The following is an 11,293-nucleotide window of genomic DNA, read 5'->3' as shown; positions in this document are numbered from 1 at the left end:
AGGCGTCGGCCCGCATCGGCCTCGGCGACACCCATCCAGGCCGCAGCGGCGCGGGCGACGACCGCGACGGGGCGCGGGCCCAGCTTGTTCGTCTCGATGATGAAGTACGGCCAGGCGCCCTGGTTCTCGGGCTCGTCCTGCGCCCACATCAGCTCGGCGTTCGGGTAGCTGTCGGCGACCGTCTTGAGCTCGTCCTTCGGCAGCGGGTAGAGCTGCTCGAGGCGGACGACCGCGATCTCGGGGTTGGGGTGCTTCTCGAGCTCGGAGATGAGGTCGTAGTAGATCTTCCCCGACACGAACACGACCCGCTTGACGGCGGCCTTGTCGTCGATGCGGGCATCGTCGATGACCGGCTCGAACCGGCCACTCGTGAAGTCGGCGACCTCGCTCGTCGCGCCTCGGAGGCGCAGCATGGCCTTGGGGGTGAAGACCACGAGCGGCCGACGCGGACGCGCGTACGCCTGGCGACGCAGCAGGTGGAAGTACGACGCGGGCGTCGACGGACGCGCCACGGTCATGTTGTCTTCCGCGCAGAGCTGCAGGTACCGCTCGATGCGGGCGCTGGAGTGGTCGGGTCCCTGGCCCTCGTAGCCGTGGGGCAGGAGCAGCACGACGCTCGAGCGCTGGCCCCACTTCTGCTCGGCCGAGGAGATGAACTCGTCGATGATGATCTGGGCGCCGTTCGCGAAGTCGCCGAACTGCGCCTCCCACATCACGAGCGCGTCGGCCCGCTCGACCGAATAGCCGTACTCGAAGCCCATCGCCGCGTACTCGCTGAGCAGCGAGTCGTAGATCCAGAACTTGGCCTGGTTGTCGGAGAGGTTCTGCAGCGGCAGCCACTCCTGGCCGTTCATGCGGTCGTGCAGCACGGCGTGACGCTGCACGAACGTGCCGCGGCGGGCGTCCTGGCCGGCGAGGCGCACCGGCGTGCCCTCGAGCAGCAGGGAGCCGAGGGCGAGCAGCTCGCCGAAGCCCCAGTCGATCTTGCCGTTGCGGCTCATGTCGTAGCGCTTGGTGAGCAACTGCTGGATCTTCGGGTGCACCGTGAAGCCGGCGGGCTTGTTGTCGAACGCGTCGCCGATGGCGTGCACGACCTCGGTCGCGACGCCGGTGGTCTCGAGCTCGCCCGTGACGACCTCGTCGGGACGGGCCGACTCGGTGGCGCCGATGATCGGGATCGCGCCCGTCTGCGCGGCGTGCGTCTCCGCGAAGGCGCGCTCGAGGCGGTCCTGGAAGTCGCGGTGCGCCTCCTCGTACTCCTCCTCGGTGATGTCGCCACGTCCGACGAGCGCCTCGGTGTAGAGCTTGCGCACCGAGCGCTTCGCCTCGATGAGGTTGTACATGAGCGGCTGGGTCATCGAGGGGTCGTCGCCCTCGTTGTGGCCGCGGCGGCGGTAGCAGACGAGGTCGATGACGACGTCGCGCTTGAACTCCTGCCGGTAGCGGAAGGCCAGTTCGGCCACCCGCACGACCGCCTCGGGGTCGTCGCCGTTCACGTGGAAGATCGGGGCCTGGATGGTCTTCGCGACATCCGTCGAGTAGATCGACGAGCGCGCGTCGCCCGGCACCGTGGTGAAGCCCACCTGGTTGTTGATGTTCACGTGGATGGTGCCACCCGTGCGGTAGCCGCGCAGCTGCGACATCTGCATCGTCTCGACGACGATGCCCTGGCCGGCCATGGCCGCGTCGCCGTGGATGAGGATCGGCAGGGTCGAGAAGGTGCCGATGGGCTTGCGGTCCTGCTTGGCGCGGACGATGCCCTCGAGCACGCCGTCGACCGCCTCGAGGTGGGACGGGTTGGCCGCGAGCGAGACGGGGATCTGGTGTCCGTCGTCGGCGGTGAACGTGCCCTCGGTGCCGAGGTGGTACTTCACGTCGCCCGAGCCCGAGAAGACCTTGGCGTCCATGTTGCCTTCGAACTCGCGGAACACCTGGCCGTACGTCTTGCCGCCGATGTTCGTGAGCACGTTGAGCCGGCCGCGGTGCGCCATGCCGATCGCGACCTCGTCGAGGCCGTCCTTCGCGGCGCCCTGCAGGATCTCGTCGAGCAGTGCGATGACGGACTCGCCGCCCTCGAGGCTGAACCGCTTCTGGCCGACGTACTTCGTCTGCAGGAACGTCTCGAACGCCTCGGCCTCGTTGAGCTTGCCGAGGATGCGCATCTGCTCGTCGTGGGTCGGCTTCTCGTACTTGCGCTCGACCTCGTTCTGGATCCAGCGGCGCTGCACGGGGTCCTGGATGTGCATGTACTCGATGCCGATGGTGCGGCAGTACGAATCGCGGAGCACGCCGAGGATGTCGCGGAGGAGCGCGGTGCGCTTCTCGCCGAACCCGCCCGTCACGAACTCGCGGTCGAGGTCCCAGAAGGTGAGGCCGTGGCTCGCGATGTCGAGGTCGGGGTGGGAACGCTGCACGTACTCGAGCGGGTCGATGTCGGCCATGAGGTGGCCGCGCACCCGGAACGCGTTGATGAGCTCCTGCACCCGGGCGGTCTTGTCGATCGCGCTGGCGATGTCGACCGAGATGTCGGGTGCCCAGCGGATGGGCTCGTAGGGCAGGCGGAGCGCGGCGAAGATGTTCTCGTAGAAGTCGCGCTGCCCGATGAGCAGCTCGTGCACCTTCTTCAGGAACTCGCCCGAGCCGGCGCCCTGGATGACGCGGTGGTCGTACGTCGACGTGAGCGTGATGGTCTTGCCGATGGCGAGGTTCGCGAGGGTCTTCTCGGAGGAGCCCTGGAACTCGGCCGGGTATTCGAGGGCGCCGGCGCCGATGATGCAGCCCTGGCCCTTCATGAGGCGGGGCACCGAGTGCACGGTGCCGATGCCGCCCGGGTTGGTGAGCGAGATCGTGGCGCCCTTGAAGTCGTCGGCGGTGAGCTTGTTCTGCCGCGCACGCTGGACCAGGTCTTCGTAGGCGTTCAGGAACTCGTTGAACGTCATGGTCTCGGCGCGCTTGATCGCGGGCACGAGCAGCGCCCGGGTGCCGTCGGGCTTGGGGATGTCGATGGCGATGCCGAGGCCGATGTGGGCGGGCTTGACCAACGACGGCTTGCCGTCGACCTCGGCGTACGAGACGTTCTGGCTCGGGAACTCCTTGAGCGCCTGGATGAGCGCCCAGCCGATGAGGTGGGTGAACGACACCTTGCCGCCGCGGCTGCGGCGGAGGTGGTTGTTGATCACGATGCGGTTGTCGATCATGAGCTTCGCCGGCACGGTGCGCACGCTCGTCGCGGTCGGCACGGTGAGGCTCTGGTCCATGTTCGCGGCGAGCGTCTTCGGCAGGCCGCGCAGCGGGACGACCTCGTCCTCCTGGGGGGCGCCAGCGATGACGGGCTGGGGGCTCGTGATCGGGACGTCGGCCGGAACAGGCGCCGTGCGCGGGGCGACCGAGGTGGTGCGCGCCTCGGGCGCCTGGCCGATGATCGGCGACGGTGCGGTGACGGGGGCGGATGCCGCGGGCTCGGTCGCGACGGGGGCGGGAGTGGCGGGGGCGGATGCCGCGGGCGCTGCAGGCGGGGGCGCCTCGGGAGCGGATGCAGCCGGCGCTGCGGCCTCGGACGTCGGGGCCGACGGGGCGGCGGAGGCCTCGGAGGACGCGGGGCTCGCGGCATCCGTCTGGCCGTTCTGGTCGCCCTCGAGCGAGCCGGTGCGCACCTGACGGTAGTGCTCGAGGACCGGCCACCAGGTCTTGTCGACGGAATCGGGGTCGGCGAGGTACTTCTCGTACATCTCGTCGACGAGCCACTCATTGGCTCCGTACTCGCCCGCCGTCGTCTCTTCGGATCCCGACCCGGTCAATTGGCTCGACACAGCCTCTCGCCCACTCTCTCCATTGATGCTGGATTTCTCTGCCGGCGATCGGCCCGTGCGCGCACGCACATCGTGCCCGATCACCCACACAAGCCTAAACCCCTCTGCGAAGGTCGGGCGCCGCCCTTGCGGCGGTAGCGTGGGGCGCATGGAGTTCTACCGGACGGCCCCGAGCCACGACCTGACCTACTCGGACGTGTTCCTGGTTCCGAGCCGATCCGGAGTCACCAGCCGGCTCGACGTCTCGCTCGCTCCCGACGACGGCTCGGGGGCCACCGTGCCCATCGTGTCCGCGAACATGAACTCCATCACCGGCCCGCGGCTGGCGGTGACACTGGCCCGGCGGGGCGGGCTCGGCGTGCTGCCGCAGGACCTGCACCTGCAGGACCTCGCCGAGGCGATCCGCTGGGTCAAGGCCCAGTCGCCCCGGTTCGACACGCCCCACGCGTTCTCGCCCGACGACACCGTCGCCGATGCGCTGGCGGTGCTGCCGCCCGTCGCCGGCCACGGCATCGTGCTGCAGGACGCTCGCGGGCAGTACGTCGGATCCATCGCCGCCGAACGCCTGGCGACCGCGCTCAGCGATGCGCGGCTCGGCGACCTCGTGCACGGCGGCCTCGCCTCGCTCGACGCGGACGACGTGGACTCGCCGCGCCGGGCGTTCGACCTGATGGCCGACGCGGGGCTCGAGTTCGCCCCGGTGCTCGAGCACGGACGGGTCGTCGGCACGCTGAGCCGGCGCAGTGCCCTGCGCGGCACCATCTACGAGCCGAACGTCGACGCGTCGGGTCGCCTGCGGGTGGCGGCGGCGGTCGGCATCAACGGCGACGTGGCAGCCAAGGCGCGCGCCCTGGTCGCGGCGGGCGTCGACATGCTCGTGATCGACACGGCCCACGGGCACCAGGAGGGGATGATCCGCGCGGTCGGCATCGTGCGCGACCTCGACCTCGGGGTGCCCATCGTCGCGGGCAACATCGTCACCGCCGACGCCGTGGCCGACCTCGTCGAGGCCGGCGCCGACGTGCTCAAGGTCGGCGTCGGTCCCGGCGCGATGTGCACGACTCGCATGATGACGGCGGTCGGCCGCCCGCAGTTCTCGGCCGTGCTCGAGACGTCGGAGGCCGCTCGCGAGCTCGGGAAGACGGTGTGGGCCGACGGCGGCGTGCGGTACCCGCGCGACGTCGCGCTCGCGCTGGCCGCCGGCGCGGCATCCGTCATGATCGGCTCGTGGTTCGCGGGCACCATCGAGGCTCCCGGCACGCTCAAGCGCGACGGGTCGGGCCGCCTCTACAAGGAGAGCTGGGGGATGGCGTCGACGAAGGCCGTGCGCGAGCGGTTCGACCGGCTCTCGCCGTACGAGCTCGCGCGCAAGGAGCTCTTCGCCGAGGGCATCTCGTCGTCGTCGATCTACCTCGACCCGCTGCGTCCGTCCCTCGAGGACCTGCTCGACATGATCACGTCGGGCGTGCGCAGCTCGTTCACGTACGCGGGCGCCCGGTCGATCGAGGAGTTCCGCGAGCGTGCGCTCGTCGGCATCCAGTCGGCCGCGGGCTATGAGGAGGGCAAGGCGCTGCCGGTCAGCTGGTAGCGCTCGCCCTGTGGAGGGACGTCGGCGCCCCGACGGTGTCTCGCGTAGCCTCCCGCAATGGCTCATCCGTTCGAGGTGCTCGCCGACCCCGTGCGGCGACGGCTCATCGAGGTGCTCGCGGTCGGCTCGCACCGTGCCGGCGAACTCTGCGATGTGGTCACGTCGGAGTGCCGCGTCTCCCGGAGCGCGGTGTCGCACCAGCTCCGAACCCTGCGCGATGTCGGGGCGGTGATCTCGGAGGTCGACGCCGAGCAGCCACGCTCGCGTCGATATCGGTTGAACGAGGAATTCCTGCTCGCGCTGGGCGACGAGGTGCGCGCGCTGTACGAGCTGTGGAGCCACCGCTACGGCTCCGCGGACGCCGGCGCCCGTGGGTTGCCGACGAGGCCGCCCCGTGCGCCCCGCGAACGTCGGTTCGGTGCTGCCGCGGCCCGGCGGGCCGAAGCGGATGCCGCCGCCTGGCGCACAGGCATCGACCCCGCGCCAGGTCTGACGGGTGGGACGTCTGCCCCGGTCGGAGTAAGGGACAGCGCCCCCGAACGTCATGCATCGTCCGGTTCTGGGGCATCGTCCGTCCCGCTCCTGTGAGGGGCGCCTCATGTGAGGGATGCCTCACATGAGCGAGCGGACCGCTGTCGCGGCATCCGCTCGACGTCGCGTTCATCTGAAGGTGTGACGCGTGGGTGACGGCTCAGTGGTCGAGGGGCCGCCGCCGATATACTGGACGGCACAATGGACGATCCTCCCTCTGCGAAAACGCCCGGCCATAGACCCTCGCCCGTGACCGAACGGGGAGGTGCGGATGTCTGAGTGGATCCTCCTCGGCATCGGACTCCTCCTCACGATCGGCACGGGCTTGTTCGTTGCGAGCGAGTTCGCGCTCGTCAACCTCGATCGCGCGGAGCTCGAAGCCCGGCGCGAACGAGGCGAGACCCGCCTCGGCTTGACGATCTCGGCGTTGAAGATCACGTCGACCCACCTCTCGAGCGCGCAGTTGGGCATCACGCTCACCACGCTCCTCACCGGCTACACGATGGAGCCGGCCATCAGCAGCCTCCTCGCCGGGCCGCTGACGGCGCTCGGGCTGCCCGAGGGCATGGTGCGGCCGGTCGGCGCCACCACGGCGATCGTCATCGCGACCCTCCTGTCGATGGTGCTTGGCGAGCTGGTGCCGAAGAACTTCGCCCTCGCACTGCCGCGCCAGACCGCGGTGCTCGTCATGCCGTTCCAGAGCGCCTTCACGTGGGTGTTCCGACCGGCGGTGTCCCTCCTCAACGGCAGCGCCAACGCCCTGCTGCGCGGCGTCGGCATCGAACCCAAGGAGGAGCTCTCCGGCGCTCGCTCCGCCGAGGAGCTGTCCTCGCTCGTGCGCCGCTCCGCGAGCGCCGGCCTCCTCGAGGAGGACACCGCCACGCTGCTCGGACGCACGCTCCGATTCGCCGACCACGACGCATCCGACGTCATGACGCCCCGGCCGCGCGTGGCGGCCGTGCAGCGGCTTGAGCCCGCGGAGGCGGTGCTCGAGCTCGCCCGGCAGACCGGCTACTCCCGGTTCCCCGTGTTCGACGAGAACCTCGACGACATCGTCGGCCTGGTGCACGTGAAGCAGGCGGTCGCCGTGCCGAGGGAGCGTCGCACGGAGGTTCCCGCCTCCGCCCTGCAGTCCGAGGCGCTGCGCGTGCCCGAGACCATGAAGCTCGACATGCTGCTCGGCGAACTCCGCGCGCGCGGCTTCCAGATGGCCGTCGTCGTCGACGAGTACGGCGGCACGGCGGGCGTCGCGACGCTCGAGGATCTCGTCGAGGAGCTCGTGGGCGAGGTCGCCGACGAGCACGACCGCACCCGTGCGGGCATCGTCCGCCGGGGCGACGTCATCAGCTTCCCCGGGATCCTCCGGCCCGACGAGCTCCTCGAGCGCACCGGCATCCGCGTGCCCGAGAACGGCGACTACGAGACGGTCGCCGGCTACGTCATCGCCGAGCTCGGCCGACTGCCGGTGGTCGATGACGAGGTGCCCGTCGAGGACGGCACGCTGGTGGTGCAACGGCTCGACGGCCGCCGCATCGACCGCGTGCGGTTCGTGCCGACCCCCTCGCCGGTGGCCGAGGGCTCGGACGCCGAGGGGGTGGCCCGATGAGCGACTGGATCGGCATCGTCTGGCTGTTCGTCCTCCTGATCGCCAACGCGTTCTTCGTCGGCGCGGAGTTCGCCGTCATCTCGGCGCGCCGGTCGCAGATCGAGCCGCTCGCCGAACAGGGCAGCCGGAGCGCGAAGACCGCCCTGTGGGCCATGGAGCACGCGACCCTCATGCTCGCGATGAGCCAGCTCGGCATCACGATCTGCTCGCTGCTGATCCTGAACGTGTCGGAACCCGCGATCCACCACCTCCTCGAGGGGCCGCTGCACCTGACCGGCTGGTCGGAGGCGGTGGTCTCGACGGTCGCGTTCGTCATCACGCTCGTGCTCGTGTCGTACCTGCACGTCGTGTTCGGCGAGATGGTGCCGAAGAACCTCTCGTTCTCGGTGCCAGACCGTGCCGTGCTCCTGCTCGCGCCGCCGCTCGTCTTCCTCGCCCGCTTCTTCCGGCCCATCATCGTGGCGCTGAACGCGACCGCGAACGGCGTGCTCCGGCTCTTCGGCGTCGAGCCGAAGAGCGAGGCGAACTCCACCTTCACGCTCGAGGAGGTGCAGACGATCGTCGACCAGTCGCGGCGCGAGGGCGTGCTCGACGACGCGAGCGGCACGCTGAGCGCGGCGTTCGAGTTCACCACCAAGCGCGTGCACGACGTCGCCGTGCCCATGTCGGGGCTCGTGAGCCTTCCGCCCACGGCGACGCCCGGCGATGTGGAGCGCGCCGTGGCCCGCCACGGCTTCTCGCGCTACGTGATCGTCGGCGACGACGGCGAGCCGGACGGCTACGTGCACCTCAAGGACGTGATCGACCTCGACGACGACGAGTTCGACGACCCGCTTCCCGCGAAGCGCGTGCGACGGCTCGTGTCGATCTACGACGGCACCGACCTCGAGGACGCCCTGGCGACCATGCGACGTCTCGGCACGCACGTCGCACGCGCGTTCGACGAGGACGGCACCACGACGGGCGTGATCTTCCTCGAGGACATCATCGAGGAGCTCGTCGGCGAGGTGCAGGACGCGACACGACGCGGCTGAGCGACGCCGCGGATGGGGTGCTCAGCGATCCTCGGGTCGGCGTAGACTGACGCCGACCCGAGGATCCGAGGAAACATCATGTTTGAGAACTCCGTCGCCATGGCCGTGCTTCCGGCATCCGATCTCGAGCGGGCGCGTCGCTTCTGGAGCGACGTGTTCGGGCTGACGCCCGTGCGCACCGACATGGGCGGCGACTTCTACGTCGTCGGCGGCGTGCCGGTGCTCGTCTACGAGACGCAGTTCGCGGGCACCGCGAAGAACACCTCGTTCGGGCTCATGACCGACGACCTCGACCGTGACATGGCCGCGCTGCGTGCGAAGGGCGTGAAGTTCAACGAGTACGACCTGCCAGGGCTCAAGACCGAGAACGGCGTCGTCGACATGGACGGCGAGCGCGGCGCATGGTTCGACGACAGCGAGGGCAACATCATCTCGATCGCAGAGCCCACGGGGATCTCGCTCGAGGACGCCAAGGCGATGCTCGCCGCCCAGCGCGCCTGAGCGAAGGCGACGTCACCACTCGCCGTCGTTGACCTCGGGTCGTGCCCGGAGGTACTGCGGCGGCCACATCGACGTGCCGGCCCCGAGCTCGTGTGCGGCGCGCAACGCGAAGTGGGGGTCGCGCATCATCGCCTTGCCGAACATCACGGCATCGACCTCGCCGGATGCCACGAGCCGCTCTGCCTCGTCGGGCATCGTGATGCGTCCCACCGCCGACACCGGAACGCCGGCGTGGTCGCCGACGTACTCGGCGAGGTGCGCCTGGTAGCCGGGCGCGACGGGGATGTGCGCGTGGACCAGTCCGCCGGTGGACACGTCGAAGAAGTCGGCCCCGGCCTCCTCGGCCCAGCGGGCGACGGTCGCGGTCTGCGCCTCGTCCCAGCCGCCCTCGGTCCAGTCCGTCGCGGAGAACCGCACGAAGAGCGGCATCCGCTCGCCGATCTCCGCGCGCACCGCGCGCACGAGCTCGAGGAGCAGTCGCGCCCGGTTCTCGAGGCTGCCGCCCCACCGATCGTCGCGGAGGTTGGAGAGCGGCGACAGGAACTGGTGCACGAGGTACCCGTGCGCGGCGTGGACCTCGACCACGTCGAACCCCGCGGCCACGGCACGACGTGCGGCCATGCGGAAGTCCTCGATGACGCCGAGGACGCCGGCGTCGTCGAGCGCCTCGGGCTCGCGCAGTCCGTCGAACGCGATGGCGGACGCCGAGACGGTCGGCCAGCCGCCCTCGTCAAGGGGCTGCGAACCGCTTCGGCGCGTGAGCTCGGGCCACACCGACGCCTTGCGGCCCGCGTGGGCCAGCTGGATGCCGGATGCCGCGCCCTGCGAGCGGATGAAGCGGGTGATGCGACTCCACGCCTCGGCCTGCTCGTCGTTCCAGAGCCCGGTGTCATGGTCGGAGATGCGGCCCTCGGGACTGACGGCGGTCGCCTCGGCGACGACGAGCCCGGCCCCGCCGGCGGCCATCGCCCCGAGGTGGACGAGGTGCCAGTCGTGCGGCACGCCGTCGCGCTGCGTCACCGAGTACTGGCAGAGCGGCGGCACCCAGACCCGGTTGCGGATCGTCAGCTCGCGGATCGTGATGGGGCGGAAGAGCGCGGGGCCAGCTGCGGCCTCGGGATGCGCGCTCATGCGGCGAGCCGCCGCAGCCACGCCTCGAGCGCGGCGGCATCGGTGAAGACGTGGCCGTCGCCGCCGACCGCACGGGCGCCCTCGACGTTCTCGGACTTGTTGTCGATGAAGACGAGCTCGCCCGGGCTGATGCCCAGCTCGTCGATGACGTGCTCGTAGATCGGTGCGTGGGGCTTCACCATGCCGAGCTCGCCGCTCACGAAGACGCGCTCGAAGAGCGGCGAGAACGACCCCGACCGCAGCCAGCCCGAGAAGTCGGCGCCGGCGTTCGAGAGGAGTGCGAGGCGCGTGCCGCCGGCGGCGAGGGCGTGCAGCACCCGGAGCGTGCCCCCGTCGACGCTCAGCCACCCGCGGTGGTCGATCGCCCACAACTCGTGCACGTCGAGGTCGTTCCAGTCGGCGCCGACGTCGGCAGCCACCGCCGACCAGTACTCGGAGATCGAGGCGGTGCCCTGGTCGAGGGCTTCGCGATGCGCCCAGTAGGCCGGCCAGAACCGGTCGGCCTCCACGGCGGCGCGGGCGAGGAGGGCCGCGCGATCGGCGTCGCTCGGCGGGCGCGAGATGACCTCGCCGTAATCGAACACGACGACTCGGGGAGCGAGGCTGATGGGGGCTGGGACTGTCGGCGGCATCCACCCCAACCTATCGTTGGTGGATGACCACCGGGTGGCAGGAGTGGACCGCTGCGGACGCGGCCGAATGGGTCGCGGCGCCGGCGCCCGACGACGACAAGTACTCGCGGGGCGTGCTCGGCGTGGTGACGGGGTCGCCCGACTTCCCTGGTGCCGCGGTGCTCGGCGTGGAGGCCGCCCACCGGACGGGCGTGGGCATGGTGCGCTACATCGGGCACCGGGTGCCTGGCCGGGCCGTGCTCGACCGCCGGCCCGAGACCGTCACTGTTCCGGGCCGCGTGCAGGCCTGGCTCATCGGTTCGGGGATCGACCAGGACCGCCGTTCGTTCGTGCTGCTCGGCGACCTCACGCACGCGCTCGCCGCCCACGTGCCCGTGGTGGCCGACGCCGGCGCGCTCGACCTCGTCGGCACCCACACGGCCCCGACCGTGATCACGCCGCTGGCGGAGTACGCCGTCGCG

At 70.6% G+C, this 11,293-nt stretch carries 9 protein-coding genes; 6 read left to right on the top strand and 3 right to left on the bottom strand.

The genetic code is table 11. The annotated features are described in order from the left end of the window. Positions 1–3,809, bottom strand: a 3,809-nt coding sequence (locus tag GH736_RS09845) for a multifunctional oxoglutarate decarboxylase/oxoglutarate dehydrogenase thiamine pyrophosphate-binding subunit/dihydrolipoyllysine-residue succinyltransferase subunit (protein WP_159602690.1), incomplete at its 3' end; no start/stop codon positions are given. A gap of 148 nt (positions 3,810–3,957) precedes the next feature. On the opposite strand from GH736_RS09845, the gene guaB1 reads away from it, so the two are divergent. From guaB1 to GH736_RS09820, 5 genes are all read left to right on the top strand, one after another. Continuing rightward, positions 3,958–5,397, top strand: coding sequence for a GMP reductase (gene guaB1, locus GH736_RS09840; RefSeq protein WP_159602688.1), 1,440 nt, complete (start codon positions 3,958–3,960; stop codon positions 5,395–5,397). 57 nt (positions 5,398–5,454) lie between these two features. After that, entirely contained in the window at positions 5,455–5,985 is a 531-nt protein-coding gene (locus GH736_RS09835; RefSeq protein ID WP_159602686.1) for an ArsR/SmtB family transcription factor, read from the top strand. A 214-nt stretch (positions 5,986–6,199) separates the two neighbouring features. Further along, positions 6,200–7,534, top strand: coding sequence for a hemolysin family protein (locus tag GH736_RS09830; protein WP_159602684.1), 1,335 nt, complete (start codon positions 6,200–6,202; stop codon positions 7,532–7,534). Further along, the gene (locus GH736_RS09825) at positions 7,531–8,568 is read left to right on the top strand and encodes a hemolysin family protein (protein WP_159602682.1); all 1,038 of its coding nucleotides are present in this window, start codon (positions 7,531–7,533) and stop codon (positions 8,566–8,568) included. The genes GH736_RS09830 and GH736_RS09825 overlap by 4 nt, the downstream gene beginning before the upstream one ends. Before the next feature lie 78 nt (positions 8,569–8,646). Then, positions 8,647–9,069 (top strand): VOC family protein, encoded by a 423-nt coding sequence (locus tag GH736_RS09820; RefSeq protein ID WP_159602680.1) that lies wholly within the window; start codon positions 8,647–8,649, stop codon positions 9,067–9,069. A 12-nt stretch (positions 9,070–9,081) separates the two neighbouring features. On the opposite strand, the gene GH736_RS09815 is transcribed toward GH736_RS09820, so the two are convergent. After that, a complete protein-coding gene (locus GH736_RS09815; RefSeq protein WP_159602678.1) occupies positions 9,082–10,200 on the bottom strand; it encodes an NADH:flavin oxidoreductase/NADH oxidase in 1,119 nt (372 codons plus the stop codon). Continuing rightward, complete coding sequence (locus tag GH736_RS09810; RefSeq protein ID WP_159602676.1) at positions 10,197–10,832, bottom strand: HAD family hydrolase; 636 nt, start codon at positions 10,830–10,832, stop codon at positions 10,197–10,199. The genes GH736_RS09815 and GH736_RS09810 overlap by 4 nt, the downstream gene beginning before the upstream one ends. Before the next feature lie 23 nt (positions 10,833–10,855). On the opposite strand from GH736_RS09810, the gene GH736_RS09805 reads away from it, so the two are divergent. Next, the coding region (locus GH736_RS09805; RefSeq protein ID WP_328596830.1) for an ADP-dependent NAD(P)H-hydrate dehydratase at positions 10,856–11,293 on the top strand (438 nt) is incomplete at its 3' end.

This window comes from Agromyces humi (assembly GCF_009720255.1).
Classification (GTDB): Bacteria; Actinomycetota; Actinomycetes; order Actinomycetales; family Microbacteriaceae; genus Agromyces; species Agromyces humi.
This window is presented reverse-complemented; position numbering and strand designations above follow the sequence as displayed.

Excerpts from the sequence above, each read along its gene's own strand:
- GH736_RS09815 (WP_159602678.1), bottom strand. The coding sequence starts at position 10,200 with ATGAGCGCGCATCCCGAGGCCGCAGCTGGCCCCGCGCTCTTCCGCCCC.
- GH736_RS09825 (WP_159602682.1), top strand. The coding sequence starts at position 7,531 with ATGAGCGACTGGATCGGCATCGTCTGGCTGTTCGTCCTCCTGATCGCC.
- GH736_RS09830 (WP_159602684.1), top strand. The coding sequence starts at position 6,200 with ATGTCTGAGTGGATCCTCCTCGGCATCGGACTCCTCCTCACGATCGGC.
- GH736_RS09810 (WP_159602676.1), bottom strand. The coding sequence starts at position 10,832 with ATGCCGCCGACAGTCCCAGCCCCCATCAGCCTCGCTCCCCGAGTCGTC.
- GH736_RS09820 (WP_159602680.1), top strand. The coding sequence starts at position 8,647 with ATGTTTGAGAACTCCGTCGCCATGGCCGTGCTTCCGGCATCCGATCTC.
- GH736_RS09835 (WP_159602686.1), top strand. The coding sequence starts at position 5,455 with ATGGCTCATCCGTTCGAGGTGCTCGCCGACCCCGTGCGGCGACGGCTC.
- guaB1 (WP_159602688.1), top strand. The coding sequence starts at position 3,958 with ATGGAGTTCTACCGGACGGCCCCGAGCCACGACCTGACCTACTCGGAC.